The sequence below is a fragment of the Bacillus sp. XT-4 genome, from assembly GCF_050864245.1.
Taxonomy (GTDB): Bacteria; Bacillota; Bacilli; order Bacillales; family Bacillaceae; genus Bacillus; species Bacillus altitudinis.
Genome location: NZ_JBPAFI010000001.1, coordinates 31,500 through 55,504 on the forward strand (window position 1 = coordinate 31,500; position 24,005 = coordinate 55,504).

At 39.8% G+C, this 24,005-nt stretch carries 22 protein-coding genes and 3 pseudogenes; 5 read left to right on the forward strand and 20 right to left on the reverse strand.

Going from position 1 to position 24,005, the window contains the following annotated elements:
- Positions 1-75: 75 nt before the first annotated feature.
- The 7 genes from ACRRMM_RS00165 to ACRRMM_RS00195 all read right to left on the reverse strand — a co-directional run bounded on the left by ACRRMM_RS00165 (position 76) and on the right by ACRRMM_RS00195 (position 7,025).
- On the reverse strand, positions 76-1,116 hold the full coding sequence (locus ACRRMM_RS00165) for a LacI family DNA-binding transcriptional regulator (protein WP_008343725.1): 1,041 nt from the start codon (positions 1,114-1,116) through the stop codon (positions 76-78).
- A 183-nt stretch (positions 1,117-1,299) separates the two neighbouring features.
- Positions 1,300-1,992, reverse strand: a complete 693-nt coding sequence (gene alsE, locus ACRRMM_RS00170; RefSeq protein WP_008343724.1) for a D-allulose 6-phosphate 3-epimerase — start codon at positions 1,990-1,992, stop codon at positions 1,300-1,302.
- A 17-nt stretch (positions 1,993-2,009) separates the two neighbouring features.
- Positions 2,010-3,272 (reverse strand): PTS ascorbate transporter subunit IIC, encoded by a 1,263-nt coding sequence (locus ACRRMM_RS00175; protein WP_017359545.1) that lies wholly within the window; start codon positions 3,270-3,272, stop codon positions 2,010-2,012.
- Between the two features lie 26 nt (positions 3,273-3,298).
- Positions 3,299-3,565: a PTS sugar transporter subunit IIB gene (locus tag ACRRMM_RS00180; RefSeq protein WP_017359544.1), complete on the reverse strand. Its 267-nt coding sequence runs from the start codon at positions 3,563-3,565 to the stop codon at positions 3,299-3,301.
- Positions 3,566-3,580: 15 nt separating this feature from the next.
- Positions 3,581-5,653: a BglG family transcription antiterminator gene (locus ACRRMM_RS00185; protein WP_268389103.1), complete on the reverse strand. Its 2,073-nt coding sequence runs from the start codon at positions 5,651-5,653 to the stop codon at positions 3,581-3,583.
- Positions 5,654-5,941: 288 nt separating this feature from the next.
- Positions 5,942-6,382 (reverse strand): hypothetical protein, encoded by a 441-nt coding sequence (locus tag ACRRMM_RS00190; RefSeq protein WP_008343720.1) that lies wholly within the window; start codon positions 6,380-6,382, stop codon positions 5,942-5,944.
- Between the two features lie 199 nt (positions 6,383-6,581).
- The gene (locus ACRRMM_RS00195; protein WP_017359541.1) at positions 6,582-7,025 is read right to left on the reverse strand and encodes a GNAT family N-acetyltransferase; all 444 of its coding nucleotides are present in this window, start codon (positions 7,023-7,025) and stop codon (positions 6,582-6,584) included.
- 108 nt (positions 7,026-7,133) lie between these two features.
- On the opposite strand from ACRRMM_RS00195, the gene ACRRMM_RS00200 reads away from it, so the two are divergent.
- On the forward strand, positions 7,134-8,510 hold the full coding sequence (locus tag ACRRMM_RS00200) for a PLP-dependent aminotransferase family protein (RefSeq protein WP_017359540.1): 1,377 nt from the start codon (positions 7,134-7,136) through the stop codon (positions 8,508-8,510).
- A 38-nt stretch (positions 8,511-8,548) separates the two neighbouring features.
- Here the strand turns inward: ACRRMM_RS00200 and ACRRMM_RS00205 are convergent.
- From ACRRMM_RS00205 to ACRRMM_RS00220, 4 genes and pseudogenes are all read right to left on the reverse strand, one after another.
- A pseudogene (locus ACRRMM_RS00205) lies at positions 8,549-8,650 on the reverse strand (contact-dependent growth inhibition system immunity protein); the annotation flags it as partial.
- Between the two features lie 143 nt (positions 8,651-8,793).
- Complete coding sequence (locus ACRRMM_RS00210; protein ID WP_008343714.1) at positions 8,794-9,267, reverse strand: GNAT family N-acetyltransferase; 474 nt, start codon at positions 9,265-9,267, stop codon at positions 8,794-8,796.
- A gap of 118 nt (positions 9,268-9,385) precedes the next feature.
- Positions 9,386-9,526 (reverse strand): annotated as a pseudogene (locus ACRRMM_RS00215) (DUF6262 family protein); the annotation flags it as partial.
- Positions 9,527-9,561: 35 nt separating this feature from the next.
- Entirely contained in the window at positions 9,562-9,981 is a 420-nt protein-coding gene (locus ACRRMM_RS00220) for a MarR family winged helix-turn-helix transcriptional regulator (protein ID WP_046344981.1), read from the reverse strand.
- Between the two features lie 170 nt (positions 9,982-10,151).
- On the opposite strand from ACRRMM_RS00220, the pseudogene ACRRMM_RS00225 reads away from it, so the two are divergent.
- Positions 10,152-11,673 (forward strand): annotated as a pseudogene (locus ACRRMM_RS00225) (MDR family MFS transporter); the annotation flags it as partial.
- A 43-nt stretch (positions 11,674-11,716) separates the two neighbouring features.
- On the opposite strand, the gene ACRRMM_RS00230 reads toward ACRRMM_RS00225, so the two are convergent.
- From ACRRMM_RS00230 to ACRRMM_RS00250, 5 genes are all read right to left on the reverse strand, one after another.
- Positions 11,717-12,586 (reverse strand): class II fructose-bisphosphate aldolase, encoded by an 870-nt coding sequence (locus tag ACRRMM_RS00230; protein ID WP_017367372.1) that lies wholly within the window; start codon positions 12,584-12,586, stop codon positions 11,717-11,719.
- Between the two features lie 2 nt (positions 12,587-12,588).
- Positions 12,589-13,047 carry a PTS sugar transporter subunit IIA gene (locus ACRRMM_RS00235; RefSeq protein WP_017359532.1) on the reverse strand — a complete coding sequence of 153 codons (459 nt, stop codon included), beginning with the start codon at positions 13,045-13,047 and terminating at the stop codon, positions 12,589-12,591.
- A gap of 15 nt (positions 13,048-13,062) precedes the next feature.
- Positions 13,063-14,478 carry a PTS fructose transporter subunit IIC gene (locus ACRRMM_RS00240; protein WP_331831954.1) on the reverse strand — a complete coding sequence of 472 codons (1,416 nt, stop codon included), beginning with the start codon at positions 14,476-14,478 and terminating at the stop codon, positions 13,063-13,065.
- Between the two features lie 12 nt (positions 14,479-14,490).
- A complete protein-coding gene (pfkB, locus tag ACRRMM_RS00245; RefSeq protein ID WP_338335631.1) occupies positions 14,491-15,405 on the reverse strand; it encodes a 1-phosphofructokinase in 915 nt (304 codons plus the stop codon).
- A gap of 130 nt (positions 15,406-15,535) precedes the next feature.
- Positions 15,536-16,312 carry a MurR/RpiR family transcriptional regulator gene (locus tag ACRRMM_RS00250; protein WP_007499235.1) on the reverse strand — a complete coding sequence of 259 codons (777 nt, stop codon included), beginning with the start codon at positions 16,310-16,312 and terminating at the stop codon, positions 15,536-15,538.
- Between the two features lie 161 nt (positions 16,313-16,473).
- Here ACRRMM_RS00250 and ACRRMM_RS00255 point away from each other — a divergent pair, with 161 nt between their 5' ends.
- Entirely contained in the window at positions 16,474-17,880 is a 1,407-nt protein-coding gene (locus ACRRMM_RS00255) for a phospholipase D-like domain-containing protein (protein WP_285527237.1), read from the forward strand.
- 12 nt (positions 17,881-17,892) lie between these two features.
- On the opposite strand, the gene ACRRMM_RS00260 is transcribed toward ACRRMM_RS00255, so the two are convergent.
- From ACRRMM_RS00260 to ACRRMM_RS00270, 3 genes are read right to left on the reverse strand one after another with little or no spacing between them, the layout of a single operon-like run.
- The gene (locus tag ACRRMM_RS00260) at positions 17,893-18,378 is read right to left on the reverse strand and encodes a DMT family transporter (protein ID WP_024718278.1); all 486 of its coding nucleotides are present in this window, start codon (positions 18,376-18,378) and stop codon (positions 17,893-17,895) included.
- Between the two features lie 21 nt (positions 18,379-18,399).
- Positions 18,400-19,086, reverse strand: a complete 687-nt coding sequence (locus tag ACRRMM_RS00265; RefSeq protein WP_125588736.1) for a Crp/Fnr family transcriptional regulator — start codon at positions 19,084-19,086, stop codon at positions 18,400-18,402.
- A 13-nt stretch (positions 19,087-19,099) separates the two neighbouring features.
- Positions 19,100-19,525, reverse strand: a complete 426-nt coding sequence (locus ACRRMM_RS00270) for a DMT family transporter (protein ID WP_017367379.1) — start codon at positions 19,523-19,525, stop codon at positions 19,100-19,102.
- A 210-nt stretch (positions 19,526-19,735) separates the two neighbouring features.
- On the opposite strand from ACRRMM_RS00270, the gene ACRRMM_RS00275 reads away from it, so the two are divergent.
- Positions 19,736-21,163, forward strand: coding sequence for an aldehyde dehydrogenase family protein (locus ACRRMM_RS00275; protein ID WP_428828954.1), 1,428 nt, complete (start codon positions 19,736-19,738; stop codon positions 21,161-21,163).
- 168 nt (positions 21,164-21,331) lie between these two features.
- On the opposite strand, the gene ACRRMM_RS00280 is transcribed toward ACRRMM_RS00275, so the two are convergent.
- Entirely contained in the window at positions 21,332-22,006 is a 675-nt protein-coding gene (locus ACRRMM_RS00280; RefSeq protein ID WP_428828955.1) for a hypothetical protein, read from the reverse strand.
- 180 nt (positions 22,007-22,186) lie between these two features.
- Between ACRRMM_RS00280 and ACRRMM_RS00285 the strand changes: the two genes are divergently transcribed.
- On the forward strand, positions 22,187-23,998 hold the full coding sequence (locus ACRRMM_RS00285; RefSeq protein WP_428828956.1) for an assimilatory sulfite reductase (NADPH) flavoprotein subunit: 1,812 nt from the start codon (positions 22,187-22,189) through the stop codon (positions 23,996-23,998).
- Positions 23,999-24,005 lie beyond the last annotated feature (7 nt).

Below are 24,005 nucleotides of genomic sequence, written 5' to 3' on the forward strand. Positions count from 1 at the left end.
AGCATGATCTGGCCATCATGCTCAGCAGCTCCCTTCCTGCTTTTTTGTCTCTTTTTTGTTTGCTGAAATGCTCGTTCACCCCCTTTCATGGATTGGGCATGTGCTGCCTCTTTGCATGAGCTTTGTTGGCACGACGACTTTTAGGGGAAGCTTTCTTCCTTCTATCCGCTCAAGCAAAAGCTTTAGACCCACTTCCCCCATTTGTTCTGTATATACTTTAACCGTTGTGAGCGGCGGGCTTGAAAAGGAAGCGGCTTCGATATCATTAAACCCCACGATTGAGACATCTTGAGGTACACGAAGACCGGCTTCATGTAGCGCACGCATAGCGCCTATTGCCATAGAATCACTTCCGATAAAAAAGGCTTCTGGAAGCTTTCCTTTCTGAATGGCTTTTTGCATAAGTGAGTAGCCTTCTTGCATCGAATATTCGCCTATGTGGATGTCATTCATATGAAGAGTTCCCGCTTCTTGCATTCTTTTGATAAAAGTTGTTTGTCTTTCATCCTCAATCACAGCATTTCCTTCAAAATAATGCTCCCTCTCTTTCCCGCCAATATATCCTAGATGTGTATAGCCGAGAGATTGCAGATGACGAATGGCACGATCTGCCGCTCTGACAAAATCCACATGTACACAATCATACAAATCTTCATCCGCATAATGATTGATAAACACAATATGTTCCATTCGGTTTGTCATCTTTTCAACCGTATCAGGGCTGATTCGTCCAATGACGATCAAACCGTCAATATCCTTTAGTATCGCCCCTTTATCCATGTTTCTTAGGCGAAAGGTATGGAGAGTGGACAGACCTCGTTTGGCATATTCTTTTTCAATTCCTTTTCGAATCGATGAAAAAAAAGGATCATTTAATTCTTCGTCAATGGATTGGGCGACAACGACACCGATGACTGGGGATGCGGGCGGGCTTTTTACTTCTGCTTGATCGGCTTTTCTTGCTCTGACTGGGGTATAGTTTAATTTCTTGGCTATGTCGAGGATGTTTTGTCTTGTTGCGTGTGAAACGGCAAGCGTTTGGTCGCCATTTAACACACGGGATACAGTAGAGACGGATACTTTTGCATCATGAGCAATATCTTTGAGTGTAGTCATAGGTAAACTCCTCATCATTTTTGACTAAATGTTTACTAAAGATATTTGAAGAATAACACATAAATAAAGCGCTTTCAATTATAAATTTGTGCTTTTATGAAGTTTTTGAGTATGTTTTGATAAGGAGATAGTTTGTTTAGTAAAATTGCGTAAAAAAGAGGATGGGCTTCATCCTCCTTTTTACTAAGGTGATTTCATTGTGGCTGTTTCTTTTGCGAACAATTGCTTCATTATTTCCCATGCTTTATCTAATTCTTCGTGAAGGCCAAATAAACCTGAAGTGCCAATGATGTAAATTTCATTTCCTGCCTCAGCAAGCAACCGGAACGTGCTTTCATTACAAGAGCCGTCTACCTCAATTGAAAATGAGTATCCCCCCTTCTCTTTGATTTCTTTCACCTCTTTCATTTTCGGAAGCATTTCTTTGATAAAAGGCTGACCCGCAAACCCTGGATCAATTGTCATGATCGTCACCCGGTCTATTAAATGAATAAAAGCATCTAATGCTGCAACTGGTGTGGCGGGATTGAGAACAAAGCCGACCTCACACTTTCTTTCGTGGATATGCCGAATGATTCGAAAAACGTCTTTTTGCACCACTTCTGGATGTAAACAAATCATCGTTGCGCCTGCATCAATACATGCATCAATTAAAAATTCCTGAGGCTGTTCGGCCATTAGATGAACATCAATCGGAACATCTGTCAGTTTCCGAAGTTGTTCAATGAAAAAGGGTGATAAGGTCATATTCTTTACGTAATGACCATCCATGACGTCGACATGATAACGGTCTGCCCTTGTGTTCAGAAGCTGAATTTGTTCACGGAAGTGCGTTAAATCCATACACATTAATGAAGGTGAGAAAATGGCTGTCATCCCCTAATGCCTCCTTTTTATAGATGAAATAAAAATTTGATCAATCCAATCAAGATTCCAATGATACCGAAGTCTGTATCGCCGAATGTTGTCCCTTCAAAGCCAAGAGTGCCTAACACAGGAAGTAAACAAGCTGGTAAAAATGAAAGGAGTATTCCATTCACAAAGGAACCGGCGACTGCACCTCTCACTCCCCCCGTTGCATTGCCATATACGCCCGCTGTCGCACCGCAGAAAAAGTGCGGCACAAGTCCAGGAACAATGACAGTTAAACCAAACAAAGGAAGAAGGAAAATAGACACGATGCCTCCAGCAAAACTGCATAAAAAACCGATGATCACTGCATTTGGAGCAAATGGGAAAACAGTTGGCGCATCAAGTGCCGGCTTTGCCCCTTTGACGAAACGATCGGCAATCCCTTTGAAAGCAGGCACAATTTCCCCGATGGCCATCCGTACACCTGCTAAAATAATGTACACCCCAGCAGCAAAGGTAATGGCCTGAATGAGAATGAAGACAGCAAAGTTCGTACCACCACTAATGTTTTCTATGAATGAAATTCCCGCAAACGGTGCAATCGCAAAGAAAAGCAAAGCCATCGTAATGGAGATGGCCACCGATGTATCTCTTAGAAAACCGAGTGATTTAGGCACTTGAATGGTTTCCGTTGATTTCTCTGGGCGCCCGACCCATTTGCCGATCATTCCCGCTGTAAAATAGCCGAACGTACTGAAATGACCGAGCGCCAGATCATCACTTCCAGTGACTTTCCTTGTAAACGGCTGAAGGATTGCGGGAGCAATGACCATCGCTGCACCTAATACGATTGAACCAATGGTGATCAGCAGCGTTCCCTGCATGCCGGCTGTTGACAGAACGACTGCAAGCATAGCCGCCATATATAGCGTATGATGACCAGTTAAAAAGACGTATTTAAAGGGTGTGAATTTTGCCAAAAGCAAATTAACCACCATACCAAAAATCATAATGAGCGCTGTCTGTGTACCGAATTCCTTTTGGGCAATGGCCGCCATGGCATCTGTATTTGGGACAACCCCTTGAATGTGAAAGGCTGCTTCAAACATCTTCCTGAAAACCCCAAGTGAATCAGATACGACTGTGGCGCCCGCTCCTAATATTAAAAAACCCATTGTTGTTTTTAAGGTGCCTGATACAGTATCGGCAGCTGACTTTTTCTGCAAAAGTAAACCAGCCAGTGCAAACAAACCGATGAGAATTGCGGGTGTGCCCAATATATCGTTCATGATCAGTTCTATCATGATGTGAATCCCCCTTTTTCTGTCGATTATATGTGTTTACGAAGGACGTCTTTAATGGCTTCCTGGTCTAACAAGTTATTTAATCCAGCGACCTTTCTTGTGCCGTCATCCAGCTGATCGATAATATCTGTTGCTCCGATATAAAGATCTGCTTGTTCATTTTTGCTTGTACTGAGATCGGTGTGATCCACTTCCGCTAAAAGTCCTAATTCTTCTAATGCTTTTTTGACATTCATTTCAACAATAAAGCTGCTTCCTAAACCGTTTCCGCATACAACAAGAATTTTTTTCATTTTCTTTTTCCTCCTTTATACTTGTGAAAATCGATTGATTAGTTGTTGAATGGCTGCTAATTCCTCTGCTTCAATCAATTGTCTCACCCGTTTTTCTTCACTTAACAGCATCGTCAGCTGTTTGAGTGCTTTCAGGTGGGTCATACTGTCAATGGCAGCTAATACAATGATGAGACGAACTTGCTTTTTTCCATCCTTTGAAAAGGAAACGGGTTGATGACATGACATAAGTGACATGCTTAATTTGTTCACGCCATCCTCTGGTCTGGCATGCGGAATTGCCACTTGTGGCGCAATCACAATATAAGGGCCATTTTGATGAACAGACTGGATCATCGCTTTCACATAACTTTCCTGAATCGCTTGTTGATCAAGCAAAGGCTGCGCTGCTTTTGTAATGGCCTCCTGCCATGTGTCTGCTGTTTGCTGGAGCTGAATGGTTTCTTCTGTTAATAAATCGTTTAACACTGGTTTCCACCCTTTCTGGTGTGATACATATGTGGAATGAAGCAGCTCCTTCAAGTCATGAAGCAATGCTTTTTCATTTTGAACGATGGTATGCTGCTGAATGATATTGAATAAAGCATTCACATGGTGCTCATCAAGCTTAGGTTCTGAGCCTTCTCCATATTGAAGCAATGTTTTTTTCTCATAAGCAGTGAGAATCGGGTGCACGAGATGAACAGGTTTTCCTTTAAACGATATAGGTGTCGTTGACACAACAAAGTCGGCATCAATGGATGTTAATTCTTCATATGAACGTTTTGATAACAGTCCGCGTATGTCGATGTAGCCGATTAATTCAAGAAGCTGCGTTTTCAGCATGTGACTGGTGCCAATTCCTTCTCCGCAGACAATGTAAACAGAACGTTTCGCAATCGATGAAATCCCTTCTCTTCTCATCCAGCCGCCAAAATGCATCGCCACATAGGCAATTTCATGATCGCTCATCTTTGAACAGGCTGCCTTCTCTAAATGGCAAGCAACCTTTTGCGTGATGTCAAACACCTCTGGCTGTGCATGTTTCATGGAATCTGTTAATTCATTGATGATCTCAATGTGATAGATGAGCCTATAATAGGCCGGAATTAAATGCATGGTTAAGTTTTGTTCCAAGACTTCTACTTCCTGGAAGGAAATACACGCATAACGCTGAAAGTCCATGATCATTTGTCTCGCAATGGTTCGAATGAGATGTTCTTCTGGTTTTTGACTTGTTGGAAGTTTTTGTTTTTTGGCACTGAGCCATAAGGTGCTAAGAAAATAGATTTCATCATCATGAACCAAAAGACTGGTTTCTTTTTGAATTTGCGCCATGAAACGAATAGCAGCCAAGCATTCATCTGTTTCCTGCAGTGTCCGTTTTTCTTCTGTTGAAATGTGTACAGCACGTCCTAGCTTCATCCGTTTAAAGTAGAAAAAGAGATCCATAGACAGCTGATCCAGCATGTCATCTGCAAATTCAAGCTTCAGATCTTGTTCGGATTGTTGAAGGAGATCATGTATTCTCTTATATGAGATAGGACCCTTTAACCAAACCGATGGAAACGTTTTTTCATTTTTTATCATGGTGCGAATGAAATGAATATAAGGTTTCAGCGCCAACCGAATTGTTCTTTCTTCTCCTGAAATTAAATAGCCACTGGCCGCCTGATAATGAAGTGTAAGCTGCTGTTTTGAAAGTGCTTCTTTTAGTTGTTTCATATCTTCAAGCAGTGTATTGCGGCTTACCTTCGTCATCTCCATAAAATCATCAATTTTTAGATGCTTTTCACTGCATGCAATGGATAGGAGCAAGATGGCACGTCTTTCTTTTACACATGGTTCATAGTCATGACCGACAAGAACAGTGTCAGCTTTTTCGATAATGACTTCTTTCTCGTGTGGATGTAAATAGTAGCCTCGTTGATCTTTTCGCTGGACGCCACTAAGCTGATGGGTTTCCAGCCAACTATTCATTCGTTTGATTTCAGCGTAGACCGTTCGAGTAGAGACATTCAGTCGATTCTGTAAATCTTCAATTGATAGATAAGTGGTCGTGTGAAGCAGCATCGATAATAAAGTCGTGCCCCTTTTGGTTAAGTGCAGTTGGAATCCCTCCCCTCTTCCCTTTGGTTATAAGTCTAATCAACTCGCATGAGTCAAAGAAGTCCAAATGTTTTCAGTAAATGTTGTGCAGGTTTTTGGGTGTTCTTTTGTTATAAGAAAAAGCACACTCGTTTGAGTGTGCTTTGAGACTTGTATACAAAGAGCTCTTTGTCTTCTTTTACGTGTTTGAGGACGAATAAACGCAAAAAACCTAGAATGGTATAAAGCCAGTCAAGGTTTTTTCACTTCTTATTCATCTTTTATTTTTCCTATATGTGACGCTTAAAATTATTTTTTGTTTAAACTAAATCCGAAATCCAAATCGTTTTCAAATGAAATACAAATACTCCAATCACCTTCTAATGATATAAAGTAGTGGTGCTGTGGGATATCTAAAAAATAGACTAGTAACTCTTCTAGATGTTTTAATTCAAACTGGTACCCAAACTCTGTAAGGTTATCCCCTATGTAAATTACTTGTAAGTTATTATCTAAATATTTTTCTTTTAATTCAGTTATAAAGAGAAGAGCATCAGAAAGTAACGATTCATGATTTGAGCTCTTACTATAATGTTTATTGGTTTGTAACCAATCTATTTTTGAACCAGCAAAATCAAATTTTTGTTCTATTAAGTCTAAATAAATTTTTGGATTTTTATGTACTTTGACATATTTAAGAAGGTCTTTTAATTCCAAATCCTTTATTAGATCTTCATCATAAGAATTCAATAAAATTACCCCCCTTTGTGTTTTTTAAAGTCTTTCTTGACAAAATCCATAGGAATCGCTGTTTCGTCATTTTGTTGCAAACAATTCAGTGTACAATGCCATTGTAGCTTGCTGATCCGTCTCTGACAAAGCATATTCATCTTTTTTTGACCGAGTTATATTGAATTTTCTGCCATACCAAAACTTCATTCTTCTGTGTTCAATCCCAATAATAAATATAGTGCTGAGTTGAAGAATCGCTTGTCATCCCCATTTTTTCATACAATTGTTGTGCTTTTATATTAGAAGTCGCTGTTTCTAAACAGATAAATCGGGTTCCTTTATCGTTTGCAAATGAAAATGCTTTTTTCATCAATTCCTTACCTACTCCCTTTTGACGAAAATCGTTTATAACAAACAAATCATTTAAAATGAACGCATCTTTCATCGCAACAGATGAAAATGTGGGATACAGTTGTACAAATCCTACATATTGTTCACCTTGCTTTGCAACAAACAAAATAGACTCTTGTTTACGGTATCGTTCCACTAGAAAATGATAAGCACCTTCTATATTAGAAGTCTGTTTATAAAATTGGCGATATTGATCAAATAGAACCGAAACTTGTTTTAAATCATTTTCATTAGCTCTTACTATATCCACTCTTCTATCCCCTTTTCATATCAATTAGTAGTATAATAATCGATATTCTGACATGTAAAAATGTACAGATTTATACTTTATTAAATGTCAGAAGGGAGGAATGAAGAAATGAAACATTATATTTTCCCTTTCAGTGCCAATCAACCAAAATATAAACAAATTTATGAGCAATTTAAAAAATTAATCGAGGAGGGAAAGTTAAAAACAGGAGAAAATCTTCCTTCCATTCGTTCACTAGCCAATGACCTAGGTGTTAGTCGCCACACTACACTACAAGCATATGATCAATTATTAGCTGAAGGATATATTCAAGCCAATGAGCGTAAAAGCTATAGTGTCAATGAATTTGAACCGATATTTCTTCAAACCTCTATTTCAGAAGTACCTAGAAATGAACCAATACAATTGATCGATTTCATTGATTTCAAAGCAAGTACTGTTGATGAGGAACAATTCCCTTTAAAAGTTTGGCGGCAAATTTCCAACAAAGTGCTGCAGCAATCCATTAGCTTTCAATATGGAGAACCTTTTGGAGAACCGGGGTTTAAACAAGAACTGGCTGATTATTTATTTCAAGCGAGAGGTATGATCATTAACCCCAAAAATATTATCGTTGGAAGTAATACACAGCAACTACTGTTGTATTTGGGATTTCTATTAAAAGAACGTTTTTCTAGTATGATTGTTGAAAACCCTGGTTATAGCGGTGTACGGGAGGTCTTTCATTTACATGGATTTGAAATGGAGAGTATTCCTGCATTAAAACAGGGTGTATTATTGGACCCACTTGTACATAAAAAGGGGAAATTATTGTATATCACACCTTCACATCAATATCCTACTGGTACTGCACTATCGATTCAACAAAGAATTGAATTGATTCAATGGGTACGATCAAAAAACGGTTTCTTATTAGAGGACGATTACGATGGAGAATTTCGATATGGACAAAAACCATTTCCTGCTTTAGCCTCTTTAGATGCTGCACATGTCATTTATTTTGGTACGTTTTCGAAAGCATTTCTACCAGCTATACGATTAGCATATATGGTGTTACCTGATTCATTAATCAATATCTATATGAGTAAATTTGAACATTTCGAACATAATGCTTCTTTATTGCACCAACTGACCATGACTGAATTTATGAAAAGTGGGGAATGGACAAAACATATTAAGCGTATGCGCAATACTTATAAAAGGAAAATGAATTTATTGGTTCAACAAGTTCACCATCTATTTGGAGAGCAGATTGAGATCATTGGTGACAATGCAGGGTTATATATCATGTTACGTATATACACTCCCTATTCCGAAAAAGAATTAATTGAAAAAGCTCTTCAACAGCATGTTAAAGTGTATCCTACAAGTCATTTATTTATCGGAAATCCACCTGTACAACCGCACATACTGCTCGGTTTCGCAAACCTTTCTCTTGAACAAATCGAAAGAGGTATTTGTTTATTAAAAGAAGCATGGGAATAAGATTGGTGGTTCATTGGAGGTTTTTTGTAACTTAGATGGATATACTCATCTAACACTTCCTCTGGTGAATCAATATCCTGATGAAATGTCCCACCTAAAAAATCTTCTAACTTCTTTAAATAACTGGAGCTATCATTCATTGAATCACCTCTACAATGTATTATATCTTTTCTACTATTGAAAAAAGTTAAATAAATAAAAGGGTATAACATATTTTATATAACGAATATGTTATACCCTTTCTTCTTAAACTAACGCACCTGTTAGCATAACAAAAAAATGATTATTTTATTTTTTTTAGCATTTTAAAATTAGCCAACTTAACCCCCTTTTTTTCCACAGTTTGTGAACAAACAATTTTGTAACCTAGATGTTCAAAAAATGGCTTAGCTGTGATACTTGCTTCGGTATCAATTTCTAAAAGCTTTAGTTTCTTTGCCTCAGATTCGAGCATATCAACTAAAGCTGTGGCTATACCTTGTCCTTGATAATCTTTATGAACGAATAGTCTATCTAAGTACCCGTTATGCGTTAAATCGCTAAAACCAACAACTTTATCATTCACTTTAGCAACAAATGTTATATTTTGTTCCAATGATTCCTTCCAAGAATTCATTTTAGATTCTTTTTCATCTCTTGGTGCCCAAGCATCCAATTGTACTTGGGAATAATCTTTTGAATTTACGGAATGAACTGTTTCATAAAACAATGAAATAATCTCTTTTGTATCAGTTTCCTTAAACTTTATAATCTCCACTTTCTGTTATACCTCCCCTTTTTAGGATAAGCATCCTAATATACTTATCATTATTTCAGCAACTTCTTCTTGCGCTATACTGCTCCGTTAGTTGAAGGAGGGTGAACGTTATTCTCTCTTATAAATTTTTATAGACATCTGCATATGCTACTTTCAGTTGCTCTCTTAATTGCCTATTTTCCTCTTCCAACTTTTTGTTTTTTCTTTTTAGAGATGCAATGAGAGCATCTTTGTTGTTTTCGTTCATTTCTCGCTTTACTTATTTCGGTGTAGTTAACGCATCAGTGTGCTTTCTTACGATTTAGACTTAAGCAATTGCAGCTCTTGATCCATGATTTCAGCTGCTTCTGAAATAAATTGAATGATTAAATCCAATTCTTCTGGCTTGTATTCATTTGTGAGTTTTTTGGTGGATGCCGATAAAGATAGAAAGAGTTGTTTCACCTGTGATTTCCCAGCCGTTAATGGAACAATGATGACTCTTCGCTTGTCTTTTGGGTCCTTCTCCCTTTTGACGTAGCCTGCTTTTTCTAACCGGTCAATGAGTGCTGTGACTGCACCGGAGCTAAGGCCTGTTTTTTCACTTAATTCCCCCGCTGTGAGTGGTCCAAGTTCGTTTAACAAATCTGCTGATTTGAGATCTGTTGGGAAAAGGCCGAGCGATTGAGCGGCTGCTTGGTGAAATAGGACTGTTCGTGTAGCAAGGCGTCTCATCGTATGTATGATCTGGTCCGCTCTGTCTTCAGCCTCGTTCTTTATTGACAACTTGTTCTCCTCCCTTTAAAATCAATTTATCTTGATCATCAAGATAAATGTTCTCTTACTTTATGGTTAAGTTGATCATAGCAAAAATAATGAGAGAACGTAAGCAGGAGGTAAATGAAATGAATAACGTGGATCATAAAGGCAAGGCATCCACTCGCTTTGTTGTCATCGGTTTGCTGTTAGGGATTTTTATGGCAGCGATGGACAACACCATTGTCGCAACAGCAATGGGAAGCATCGTCGCCGATTTGGGCAGTTTTGATAAATTTGCTTGGGTGACTGCTTCTTATATGGTGGCAGTGATGGCCGGTATGCCGATTTATGGAAAGCTTTCAGATATGTATGGTCGAAAGCGTTTTTTTCTGTTTGGACTTATTTTCTTTTTAATTGGATCTGCGCTGTGCGGCATCGCACAAACGATGGATCAGCTCATTATTTACCGTGCGATTCAAGGACTTGGAGGCGGTGCTCTTCTTCCGATCGCTTTCACGATTATCTTTGATATCTTCCCGCCAGAAAAACGCGGGAAAATGTCCGGTATGTTTGGTGCAGTTTTTGGTCTATCCAGTGTATTAGGACCGCTGTTAGGAGCAATTATTACGGATTCGATCGGCTGGCATTGGGTGTTTTATATTAACGTACCAATTGGTATCGTCAGTGTATTCTTAATCGCCAAATTTTATCAAGAATCGCTTGAGCATCGCAAGCAGAAAATTGACTGGTCAGGTGCCATTACACTTGTCGTTGCGGTTGTCAGTTTAATGTTCGCCCTTGAGCTTGGCGGTAAATCGTATGCATGGGATTCTGTTCAAATCTTGACACTATTTGCTGTGTTTGTAGTCTTCGGCACCATCTTCTTCATTGTTGAACGAAAAGCAGAAGAACCGATTATTTCTTTTTGGATGTTTAAAAATCGTTTGTTTGCGACATCTCAAATTTTGGCGTTTTTATATGGCGGGACATTTATTATTCTAGCTGTCTTTATTCCTATCTTCGTCCAGGCGGTGTACGGTGAATCTGCAACAAGTGCAGGGTTCATTTTAACACCGATGATGATTGGGTCCGTGATTGGCAGTATGATTGGTGGAACGATGCAGACGAAAGTACCTTTTAGACGATTAATGACCATCTCTGTGATTTCATTTTTTGCTGGGATGCTACTGCTTGCCAATATGTCGCCTGATACAGCAAGATTGTGGCTTACGCTCTTTATGATGATTTCAGGTTTTGGTGTTGGATTTAGCTTCTCCCTTCTGCCATCTGCTTCAATGAATGATCTCTCTCCGCGCTACCGCGGCAGTGCTAATTCTACCAATTCGTTCATGAGATCACTTGGGATGACTTTAGGTGTGACGATTTTTGGAACGATTCAAACCAATGTCCTGACAAATCGTTTAGCAGATGCTTTTAGCGGAATGAAAGGAGCTTCTTCTCCAGTTGGTGATCCGCAAGCCATTTTTCAAGAGGGGGCACGCTCACAAATTCCGCCTGATATTTTAAATAAAGTGATTGATGCGATGTCACAAAGTATTACGTATGTATTTATGATTGCTTTATTCCCGATTGCACTTGCGGCGATTACGGTCGTATTTATGGGAAATGCACGAGTACGTACATCAAATGAAATGAAAGAAAGCGAATAATGTGAAAAAAGCAGAGCGATGCGGCTCTGCTTTTTTTCATCTTATTGATATAAAAGTTGGGCTTTTCCTTCACTGCCAACGATCTTTATTTTAGATGTGACCATGTCTTTGGCTGCTTGTTTTGCTTTTTGTAAATACATACGCGGATCTAAGCTTTCAGGTTCGTTTGAGAAATGATCACGAATCGCTTCAGAGTATGCATTTTTCAGTTCAGTGGACACATTGACCTTTGCCATACCGAGTGCGACACATCTTTTGACATCCTCATCTGGTACAGCTGAACCACCATGAAGGACAAGTGGTACTTCGACAAGCGCTGCAATTTGTTCAATGCGGTCAAAGTCGATATCCGGCACCCCTTTATAGATGCCGTGGGCCGTGCCGATCGCAGGTGCTAAAGTAGGTACACTAGTTTCTTCTACAAATTGACGGCATTCTGATGGAATGGCTTTTTCAGCATCTTTTTCATCCACGACAATATCATCTTCTACCCCGCCTACCTTGCCTAACTCGGCTTCTACATTCACACCTACTTTTAAGGCAAGGTCAACCACTTCTTTTGTGCGGCGTACATTTTCTTCATATGAATGCATGGAAGCATCGATCATCACGGATGTATATCCTGCTCGTATACAAGTAAGAATCACATCAAAATCAGTGCAATGATCGAGATGAAGGCCGATTGGGATTTGGTATTGATCAGCTGCCGCCTTTACTGTATCTGCAATGGCTTTTGCGCCAAGCGATTGGACCGTGCCAACCGTTGTTTGCAAAATGACAGGTGATTTTAATTCAGCTGCCGTTTCAAGTACCCAGTAAATACTATCAAAGGAATGTACATTGAATGCGACAATTCCGTATTTTTCTTTTTTTGCTGCTTCAAGCATAGGTGTTGTGGAAAGTAAAGGCATGGTCAAACATCCTCTCTCGTCAAAATATCTGTTTTTAATACAGCGAGCATTTCTTCATTTGTTCTTGTTTCGAGCAGTTTTTGCCGTTTCATTTCATCCATTAATCCGCGTGAAAGAGCAGAAAGTGCTTGTAAGTGAGTGGTTCCTGCTTCACTTTTTGGAATGAGCAAGGATAAGAAGAAAAAGCAAGGCTTCCCATCAAAAGCGTCCCATTCGATTCCGGTTTCTGTACGGACGATGACGAGTGCCGGTACTTGAATGGCGTCTGACTGTGTATGCGGAATGGCAAATCCATCTTGAAAGCCGGTTGTACTCAGAGCTTCTCTTTCAGCTAGTCCTTTTTTGACAGCCTCAGGAGATGTGCAAATCCCTGCTTCAGAGGCAATGTCAGCTATGGCTGCAAAAACGCCAGCCTGTGAAGAAGCTGTTTCATGCAGATTCATATAAATATGTTCCATCATTTCTCTTCCTCCCTATTAAACTGCGGGTTTGTCTATTTTCTTGCGGTAAAGTCCGTATAGAATCGCACCTACAAGTGAGCCGATGAGTATGGAAAGCACCCACTGAAATGCGCCTGTGACGACTGGAAGGACAAGGAATCCACCGTGCGGAGCAGGAACCTGTACGCCAAAGAGATACGTCAATATAGCAGAGATGGCGGAACCAAACATGATAATTGGCAGGACAACGACTGGGTTTTTGGCTGCAAATGGAATGGCTCCTTCGGTAATATGAGTCGCTCCGAGAATATAGTTGATCATCCCAGCATTTCGTTCCTGTGGTGTGAAATGTTTTCGGAAAATCGTTGTGGCAATCGCAATGATAAGCGGCGGTGTGATACATGCTGCTGACACCCCTGCCATGAAGTAAAGGTTACCTTCTGCGAGTAAAGCCGTTCCTGTGACATAGGCTGCTTTGTTAAAAGGTCCTCCCATATCAAATCCACACATGGCTCCAACAATTAAACCTAAAAGCAATGGATTGGTGGATTGAACTGATGAGAGAAAATCCATTAATGAATGATTTAGCGCTGTAATTGGAACTAATAGCGGGGTCATGACAGCCCCGATTAAGAAAATACCAATGACAGGATAGATGAAAATTGATTTTAATCCGTCAAGTGATGCTGGTAATTTTTGAAGCAGGAATTGAAGAAGTACGATGATATACCCTGCTGCAAAACCTGCGATAATACCACCTAAGAATCCAGCGCCTCCATCGTTTGCAAGCAGGCCGCCGATAAATCCGACAACCATCCCTGGGCGTTTGGCGATTGAATCAGCGATAAATGCTGCTAAAATAGGCACCATTAAGCTAAAGCCGAGCCCGCCAATGTTTTTCAAGTAGGCAGCGAACGGATGATACGTTTCATGCTGAGGATCAGCTGAGTAAATACCGAATAGAAAAGATAAAGCGATTAAGACACCGCCCCCAACAACAAATGGAAGCATGTGTGATACACCGTTCATTAAATGCTTATAGATGGTGTGTATCCACTTATTCGCTGACTTTTGTTGAGCTGATGAAGGCGCAGATGGTTTTTCTGTTCCAGAAGCTCTTCCTTTCACTTGATGAACGGGTGCTTCTCCATTGATAATGCCTTGAATCAGTTCGTTTGGTGTGCGAATACCCTTTGCTACAGGCACTTCAATGAGTGGTTTGCCGTGAAAACGATCTGTATTCACATCTTTGTCAGCAGCGACAATGACCCCATCGGCCTCCAAAATGTCTTGATCCGTTAAAGCGTTTTCAATTCCTACTTGACCATGCGTTTCAACCTTGATGTCGACCCCTAATTGCTCAGCTGCGATTTTTAATGCCTCAGCTGCCATAAATGTGTGCGCAATGCCTGTTGGACAGCCAGTGGCAGCGACAATTTTCTTGCGGCTCATGTGAACTCCCCCTTATATGTTCTGAATGTGTATTTGCTCAATTAATGAATCAATGTCATGTAAATCACTTAACCCTTTTGAAAAGGCGGTAGATGCCCCTGTTGCAATGCCGTAGCGTAAGCATTCTTCATGTGGTTGTCCTTCCAGCTGTTTACTTAGGAATGCAGCGAGCATGGCATCACCAGAACAAGCCGTGTTTACGACCGTTCCTATTGGTGCATTTCCTTTTAATACGGCTTCGTTTGTAAGGAATAGTGCACCTTCTCCTCCTCGGGAAATGAGTACTTGCTCTGCCCCCATCTCGATCAGCTTTCGCCCTGATTCAACGAGTTCTGTTTCTGATAAACGGTAGGTTTTTCCAAAAAATGCGGCCATCTCTTCTTCATTTGGTTTTAGTAAATATGGTTTGTACTGAAGAGTCTCTAAAACCGCTTTAGAGCTTGTGTCTAATATAAATTTCACGTTGTTTTGATGACAAATAGCGGCTATCTCTGAGAAAATGCTAGCAGGGACGCCTTTAGGCAAACTGCCTGACATAATGAAGATGCTGCCTTTTGGAATGGTCGAGATTTTTTCGCGAAAGGCATCAAGCGCTTTTGCCTCAATAGCAGGTCCTTGATTCACAAGCTTGTATTCTTCTGTTGTGTTAATAAATACATTAATGCGTGTAATCCCATCCACTGGGATAAAATCGGTTTGAATGGAAAGATCTTTTAACGATTGTTCAATATATGAACCTGAAAACCCAGCAATAAATCCTAATGCAGTGCTGGTGAAGCCATATTTCTTTAGCATAATGGAGACATTAACACCTTTTCCATTTGGCTGATAATCCTCATCTTCCGTGCGGTTGACTGTATCTGCCCGCATTTCTTTTAATGCAATATATAGGTCAATAGCAGGATTTAAGGTGCAGGTATAAATCAATTGGTTTCACCTTCTTTCTTTTCTCTAAAGAAAGTATCTCATACGATTCAGTGAAAATGTTTTCAGATTGTGTAAAGGTTTTCACGGTAAAAAGCCTCCCATCATAAAGTGTGGAAGGCTTTTTGAGTGTTTATTTCATCCGAATCACATAGGCGTCTAGTAAAATGCGGGCAATGACATGAAGCGACAGGCGAGACCTGACTTCATAATCTGGGAAGAATGATTGTTCCCCTTTATATCCGACGAGTGTCATATCTGATATTTTACTTAATGTAGAATCAATTCTCGTTGTGACCGTAATGGTCGTGACCTGCTTCATACTGAGGTTTTGGCAGGCTTCCACTAGTTCAGACGTTTCTCCATTTAATGAAACAAAGATGGCAAGTTCGTTTTTATCAATGTCACGCGATTTGAGCCGAATGATATTCGGGTCGTCATGAACTTCACATGTTTTTCCGATGAGCTGCAATTTGATGGTCATCTCTTTGGCAATCATCTCTGAAAAGCCTCTGCCAAAAATATAAATTTTGTCCGCATCGTGGATTTTTTGAACTGCATCCTCAATTTGCCCAATACTTTGCAGTTGAATCGTCTTTAAGACCTCTTCTTCATTTTTTCGAATGGCTAGTTTGATGTCTTCGTCAATATTTTTTAGTTGATCACTATCATCTGTCATTTTCTTTTCTTGTTTCAATCGATATTTAAAGGATGTATAGCCATTGTATCCGATTTTCTTCATCAGTCTGACAATGGTCGCTGTCGACACGTTGGCTCTTTCACTTAATGTGACGATGGATAAGGTGGAGATATCCTCTAAATGCTGGTGAATATAATGCAGTAAATAACGTTCTGTTTCACTTAACGTTTGATACACATCACTTGGTATATTAAATAATGGTTCATTCAATGCGATTCCCCCTTACTCATTTCATACTATAATTAAATGCCCTACGAAAACAAGATGATTCTTTTATCCTGTATTTTTCATTGGGAAAGCTGGATGAGTGAAATTTTGTTTTTAACATAAACTAAGAAAAAGAACGGTTTGTGTGAAAGGAGTTGATCACTGTGCTTCAATTCTTGTTTTTTCTGATCCTTTTATATGTGGTGTATGTATTTTTGACCGCATTTGTCTTGTTTTATTTACCGTTTCAAAAAACATGTAAAGAACATTGCATCTATAAAGCTTCTTCCATCTCAGGAGACGACCAAGGCATAAATCAAGTCATGCTGCTTGATGACGGATTTGAATCGGGTCAAGTGAGAGTTCAAATGATTCGCGAGGCTAAAAAGAACATTCGTTTGAGTTATTATTCCATTCAAAAAGGAAAAACCGCCGAATGGGTGCTTGGTGCTTTAATTGAAGCGGCTGATCGAGGAGTAAAAGTTCAGCTGTTGTTAGATGGCATTTGCCATAGCCTGCGTGGACCGCTAAAGCATTTGCGTTATGCTGTGGCGAATCACCCGAATATGGCCATTCGTTTTTATGAGCCTTTTCGTTTGTTCAAGCCATGGACGTGGCATAACCGCCTTCACGATAAGCTTCTTTTGGCAGATGGCAGGGTCGCTGTCATGGGCGGCAGAAATATTGGTGATAAATACTTTGCAGATCAGCCGCCGAAAGACTTTGCATATGACCGAGATGTGCTGCTTTACAATGCCAAAAAGGGAAAAGTATTAGATGAAATGGAACAGTATTTCGTTTATTTGTGGAATCATGATTTTACGAAAAGAACGAAAGATGTATTTTCCAAGGCAAAAGCGAAAAAAGGAAAAAAGCTAAGAAAACAGCTACTTCGATCTTATCAGGAAGCCATTCGTACAAAAGAACCCTTTGTCATGTCCACATATGATTGGGCAAAAGACGCCATTCGTGCAAAACAGATTGCATTTTTCACAAATCCAGTGGAACGCTTAAATAAACGTCCGCTCGTCTTGAAAAAGTTAAACGATCTCGCACAGCGGTCAAAGCGTTCGGTTCTTATCCAGACGCCTTATGTCATACCGACACGGCCAATGAAAGACGGACTCACGCCATTACCAAGTGATATTCAAACGACGATCGTGACGAATTCCCTTACAGCGACACCAAACCCTTTAGCATTTGCAGGATATTTAAGCACGAAAAAGGAATTGATGAAAACGGGTGTTCATTTGTATGAATATCAAGGTCCGTATTCAATTCACGCCAAATCAATGGTCATTGATGATAACTTAAGTATTATTGGAACATATAATCTAGATGCAAGATCCAGCTTTTTAAATACTGAATCGATTTTGGTGATTGATAGTGCACCATTTGCGTTATCTCTTACGGAAGCAATCGAACGAAAAATCGCTTATAGTGTTCTCGTAGCGAAAGATCGGACAGCATATAAAGCAAGCGACTACGGACAGAAAAAAAAGCCTTTCATGAAAAGGCTCCTTTTAACTGGTTTATCTACCATAACGGTTTTATGGCGGCGGTTGATTTAAATAAAAGGGCAGCTACTTTTGTGGCAGCCCTTTTTCTCTTGACTGCTCCTCTTCTACTGGTTCAAGCTTGGTTAACTTAAATACGAGGATTCCTGCCACAATGACAAGTACACCTAATAATTTTGTAAAAGAAAATGTTACTTTTTCTAACCCAAGCCAGCCAAGCGAATCAAATAGAAGCGCACAACCTAGCTGGGAGGTGAGAACAATCGAGATTCCATAAGTGGGACCGAGACGTTTGATGCTCTGAACAAGACAGATGACAACGCCTACCCCGATGGCTCCGCTTATCCAGTACCAGGCTTCCATATGCCTTAATTGAAACATGCCGGTTCCTTCTAACAAAAGACCCATCAAAAGTGAAGCGATAAAGCCCATTCCTAGAACTAGCGTCGTTGTTGACCAAGAGCCTGTATGCTCATTGACTTTACTATTAAAAATGGTTTGTAAGCTGACAAGTGCCCCAGCAGTGACAGCTAATATTATTCCTATGATCATATAAAAGTCCTTTCGTTTCTTCTATTCATAAATGTTGTGTTCTGCTATTTCTAAAAGCCCTTTTTGATCACAAATCGTAATCTTTCCTCTTCGCCTTTCAATCAGCCCTTTTTCTTGGAACTGCTGAATGACCCGATTAATATGGCGGTAGCTTGTTCCAATTAAGCTCGCTGCATCCGTGAGGCGAAGCGGCCGTGCACGCGCGTCATCATCACCTGTTAAAACAGACAATAAATAGCTTGCAAGCCTGACCTCTACAGGGTATAAAAGGTGGAAGCTTAAATCATTTGATTTTGTATAAAATTTGTTTGTGATGCCCTTGAGCAAAAAGGTTAAAACTCGAGGATCGTCCTTTGCATGCCGCATGAGGGCTTGATGAGAAATCCTCAGCATATGTACTTCTGTAACGGCTTCAACTGTATTGACCATATCTGTCTGCTGAACGTATTCAATATCTCCAATCGCTTCAAGAGGGTTTTTAAAGCAAAGAATAAACGTTTTTCCTTCCTTTGTGGTGGTGAAAATCTTTAATTTTCCTTTCACCAGCAAGTACATATACTCCCTTTTATCCCCTTTTGAACAAATCAGCTCACCTTGCTGATAGCGCCACAAGCTCACATGTGAGATGAGTTTTTGATGAAAAACATTCTGTAATTGATGCGTCTTCATATAAGAGGAAAAAAGAGATTCATCATGCAGCTCCTCCATCTGATGCCCTCCTTTATAGTTTTAAGATGATGACGCCTGCAATCATTAAAAGGATGCCTGCATAATGAGGCCATTTCATTTTTTTCTTCTGAACACCAAACCATCCTTTTGCATCAATGGCAAAGGTAAACGCAAGCTGAGCGATGAGTAGAGCAGCGATGGTGAGTGTCACACCAATGATTTGAATGGCAGTGACCTCATTAAAAATAATAATGGCTGCAAATGCACCCCCAATTAAATAAAGAGTCTGCACTTTTTTGTATTCCTTAAAGTGGCCATCCCGTACGATGAGTAAAATGACGAGAGAGATGATAAACCCTGTCAGCTGCGTGATCGTTGCCGCCTGCCACGTCCCGATATCTTGACTAATTCTGGCGTTGGCCACACCTTGCAGTGTAATACAAGCGCCTCCTAATAATGCGAAAATAACACCTTTCATTCGTTCAAAAGCTCCTTTTTTTCAGTCTAGTTCCATTAAATGATAGATGCCCACATGTTGAAAAGGACATATGTCCCACTTTGAGTATTATATCAGAAACTTTTTCTCATGCAGTTTCTCTGTTTTAGATTTTTCACAGTGGGTACAGTTTTATATCAGCTGAAAACAGAATATTGGATTGAATCACATATAAAAAGGAGACATGTCAGAATGAGAAATCAAGAGAAACACTTTATTAATGGAGAATGGGTCGCATCAACAGGAAACGAAACGACGGAGGTCATTAACCCTGCGACAGAGGAAGTCATTGGCACCATTAGTTTAGGAACGAAAGAAGATTTAGATAAGGCAGTCAAAGCAGCCCAAGCCGCCTTCCCTTCTTTCTCAAAAACATCTCGAAATGAACGAGTAGAAATGCTGGAAAACATTGTGCGCGGGTACGAAAAACGCAAGGATGAACTTGTAGAAGTGATGACAAAAGAGCTTGGTGCACCGCTGAAAGTGTCCGAAGAAGTTCATTACAAAATGGGTTATGAACATTTTTCTAAAGCAGCGGAAGCACTGAAATCTTATACATTTACCGAAGATCGTGGTGGACATACGATTATAAAAGAGGCGATTGGTGTCAGTGGATTGATTACACCGTGGAACTTCCCGACGAATCAGACATCTCTTAAAATTGCGGGTGCCATTGCGGCAGGTTCACCAGTTGTCTTAAAGCCAGCGGAAATTACCCCTTTTGCTGCGATGATTCTTGCAGAAATTATTGATGAAGCAGGTGTACCGAAAGGAGTCTTCAATTTAGTAAACGGAACGGGTGACGTGATTGGTGACGGCATTAGCTCACACCCTGATATTGACTTCGTTTCATTTACAGGATCAGGTGCCGTCGGCTCTAAAATTATGGAAAACGCAGCAGACAATGTGAAGAAAGTAGCACTTGAGCTTGGCGGAAAATCCCCTCTTATCGTCTTAGACGATGCAGATGTGGACGAAGCAGCAGAAACAGCCATTCATCATATTGCGATGAATACAGGTCAAGTGTGTTCTGCAGCTACACGTGTGCTGATTCCAGAATCAATGAAAGACAAGTTTGAAAAAGCGCTGCTGAACGCCCTGCCGAAGTTTACAGTTGGTGATCCGAGAGAAGATCACGCTACTGGCCCGCTTGTTTCTAAAAAGCAGTGGGATACGGTGCAATCTTATATTGAAAAAGGAATCGAAGAAGGTGCTACCCTTCTTGCTGGGGGAACTGGAAAGCCAGACGGAATCGATAAAGGATATTTCGCCAAGCATACCATTTTCACCAATGTGAAAAATGATATGACCATTGCGCAAGAAGAAATCTTTGGGCCAGTCATGAGTGTGATCACGTATCAAGACCTCGATCATGCCCTTGAGATCGCCAACGATACAGTGTATGGTCTTGCCGGGTATGTTGTTGGTCAAGATGAGAAAACATTAAAATATGTCGCTGAACATATTCGTGCCGGTCAAATCACCATTAACAATGCTGAAACAGATTACTTTGCCCCATTTGGAGGCTTTAAGCAATCAGGTATCGGAAGAGAATGGGGAGACTTCGGTATCGAGGAATATTTAGAAGTGAAAGCCGTGATGGGACTTCCAACGGCGTAAATAAAGAAAGGAGAAAAACCTTAAGGTTTTTCTCCTTTCTTTATTTAACAATAAGAACCCAGTTCGAATTTTAAGAACATCTCATACTCTCCTATTTATTCTTATCTATAATGATAATACTTATCAAAAAGAAGAGTATTATTTGATGAATAATCGAGAATTTAATTTTTAACTAATTCCCAAAATTACTTCAACTTCTTTAATATGATCTAATTCATAGAACATAAAAAATTCAGCTTCTTTTAGATTTGGAGATTTCATCAAAATCTCTAAACGATCAGAATAATAACCAAAAGAGATTATTCTCCAATTCACAGCTCTTATCTTTTGCAATTTTTTATAATCCTCTTGGAATTTTTCCTCTCGTTTTAATTTCATTAAATATATTTCATCAATTAAATTGAAAAGTTTATTTGTTTTGGAAACATCAAATCTTCTAATAAGAAGAACAATAAAAACAATTATTAAAATACTTGAAGCAAAATATAAATAAGTATCAAATATACTAAATGAAAGTTTATCAAAATCATTCTGCTGCTCATGTGAGCTATCAAGTAATTTCGGATCGTTAGAATTGTATTTTCTAGAAATAAAATTTAACCCAAAGTTAAAATATGAATTAAAGTAAGAGTTCAAAAATAAAAATATTGGCACAATTGTTATTGTAATAATTGAAGCTTTTGTAGAAAAGTTGGCAGCTCTTTCGTATTTATCTTTCGCATAAATTCGCAAATCAGAAACTTGACTCAGATTTAATTTTTCTAATTCCTTTCTATGGATTGACACATTCTTTGCTAATTTAAACTTAACTTTTGGATCTTCTAAATCTCTAATAATACTCATATTACCTCCTTGACTAAACATATTCATTTCACCATGCACAACTATTAGAAATCTTAATCATGACAATCAATATTATATATTTTACTTAATGGCAAACTTTCGGTAAAGTTCAAATTGAACCTATATATATAATTCCTATCGAATTAATCTATGTTTATATTCCTTGTGAGGTGGATATTGTTGCAACTTCATGTATTGAACAGTCCGTTTAGCCAGGAGCAGGCAGAGTTACTCAATCAGCTGCTTCCGACTTTAACAGAACAGCAAAAAATTTGGCTTACTGGTTATTTATCAGCACAGGCAACCCTTGCCGGCTCAGAAGTTGTCGCTCCGGCGCCTTCTGCCGCAGCAGCTGTACAGCCTGTGAGCAAAGATGTGACCGTGCTTTATGGGTCGCAAACAGGCAATTCCGAAGGGCTAGCAAAAAAGACAGCCCAGCATCTTGAAGACAAAGGCTTTCAAGTGACGCTCTCTTCTATGTCCGATTTTAAACCGAATAATCTGAAAAAAATAAACAATTTACTAGTCATTGTCAGCACACATGGCGAAGGAGATCCGCCGGATAATGCCCTTTCGTTCCATGAATATGTTCACGGCAGACGTGCGCCAAAGCTCGATCATTTAAGCTTTTCTGTCCTTTCATTAGGTGACAGCTCATACGAATTCTTCTGTCAGACAGGAAAAGAATTTGACGAACGCTTCAAAGAGCTTGGCGGCACACGTCTTTTTGACCGAGTGGACTGCGACCTTGATTATGATGAGCCGTTTTCAGAATGGCTACAAGGTGTTGCCTCCTCTTTGAGTGAAGGTGAAGCTGTATCAATTCCGCAAGAATCAGCGGGAGTCAACAATCAAGCCGTTTCTGAATATTCAAGAACGAATCCTTTTTATGCTGAAGTTCTTGAAAATATCAACCTAAATGGGCGTGGATCTAATAAAGAAACACGTCACTTAGAGCTTTCTCTTGAAGGATCAGGCCTCGTGTATGAGCCAGGTGACAGCCTTGGCATTTACCCGACAAATAATCCTGCACTTGTCGATGAACTGATTCAAACATGCGGATGGAATGCAGAAGAAGCTGTCACCGTTCATAAAAACGGAGACACTCTTCCTTTAAAAGAAGCACTCACCTCGCATTTTGAGATCACGGTTTTAACAAAACCACTTCTTCAAAAGATCGCTGCACTGACAAACAGTGAATCCTTGCATGCCCTTTTAGAAGAAGGAAACGAAGAAAAACTGAAAGAATATATCGCAGGCCGGGACCTAGTAGATGCGGCTCGTGATTTCGGTCCTTTTGAAGGAACCGCCGCAGAATTCACGTCCATTTTAAGAAAAATCCCTGCACGCCTTTATTCCATTGCAAGCAGTCTCAAAGCAAATGACGAAGAGGTTCATTTGACGATAGGGGCTGTCAGATATGATGCGCATGGCAGAGAACGCCAAGGTGTCTGCTCGATTTTATGTGCAGAGCGCCTGCAGCCAGGTGATACGTTACCTGTTTATATTCAGCACAACCAAAACTTTAAGCTTCCTCAAGATCCAGATACACCGATCATTATGGTAGGACCAGGCACAGGCATCGCCCCTTTCCGTTCATTTATGCAGGAGCGTGAGGAAATGGGTGCAAACGGAAAGTCATGGTTATTCTTCGGTGATCAGCATTTTGTGACGGATTTCTTATACCAAACGGAATGGCAAAAGTGGTTAAAAGATGGCGTCTTAACGAAAATGGACGTGGCTTTTTCAAGAGATACTGAGGAAAAAGTATATGTCCAGCACCAAATGAAGAAACAAAGCAAAGAATTATTTGAATGGCTTGAGCAAGGTGCTTACGTGTATATTTGCGGAGATGAAAAGCATATGGCGCATGATGTCCACAATACCCTTCTATCCATCATTCAAGAAGAAGGTGCGATGAGCAAAGAAAAAGCAGAAAGCTATCTTGCCAACTTACAGCAACAAAAACGCTATCAGCGTGACGTTTATTGATTTGATG

Coding starts and splice junctions, on each gene's coding strand:
- ACRRMM_RS00235 (WP_017359532.1), bottom strand. CDS start 13,047: ATGATGGAACATATTTATATGAATCTGCATGAAACAGCTTCTTCACAG.
- ACRRMM_RS00275 (WP_428828954.1), top strand. CDS start 19,736: ATGAGAAATCAAGAGAAACACTTTATTAATGGAGAATGGGTCGCATCA.
- ACRRMM_RS00260 (WP_024718278.1), bottom strand. CDS start 18,378: ATGATCATAGGAATAATATTAGCTGTCACTGCTGGGGCACTTGTCAGC.
- ACRRMM_RS00280 (WP_428828955.1), bottom strand. CDS start 22,006: ATGAGTATTATTAGAGATTTAGAAGATCCAAAAGTTAAGTTTAAATTA.
- ACRRMM_RS00230 (WP_017367372.1), bottom strand. CDS start 12,586: ATGCCTTTACTTTCCACAACACCTATGCTTGAAGCAGCAAAAAAAGAA.
- ACRRMM_RS00270 (WP_017367379.1), bottom strand. CDS start 19,525: ATGAAAGGTGTTATTTTCGCATTATTAGGAGGCGCTTGTATTACACTG.
- ACRRMM_RS00220 (WP_046344981.1), bottom strand. CDS start 9,981: ATGAGACGCCTTGCTACACGAACAGTCCTATTTCACCAAGCAGCCGCT.
- alsE (WP_008343724.1), bottom strand. CDS start 1,992: ATGACAGCCATTTTCTCACCTTCATTAATGTGTATGGATTTAACGCAC.
- ACRRMM_RS00265 (WP_125588736.1), bottom strand. CDS start 19,086: ATGGAGGAGCTGCATGATGAATCTCTTTTTTCCTCTTATATGAAGACG.
- ACRRMM_RS00180 (WP_017359544.1), bottom strand. CDS start 3,565: ATGAAAAAAATTCTTGTTGTATGCGGAAACGGTTTAGGAAGCAGCTTT.
- ACRRMM_RS00165 (WP_008343725.1), bottom strand. CDS start 1,116: ATGACTACACTCAAAGATATTGCTCATGATGCAAAAGTATCCGTCTCT.
- ACRRMM_RS00240 (WP_331831954.1), bottom strand. CDS start 14,478: ATGAGCCGCAAGAAAATTGTCGCTGCCACTGGCTGTCCAACAGGCATT.
- ACRRMM_RS00175 (WP_017359545.1), bottom strand. CDS start 3,272: ATGATAGAACTGATCATGAACGATATATTGGGCACACCCGCAATTCTC.
- ACRRMM_RS00200 (WP_017359540.1), top strand. CDS start 7,134: ATGAAACATTATATTTTCCCTTTCAGTGCCAATCAACCAAAATATAAA.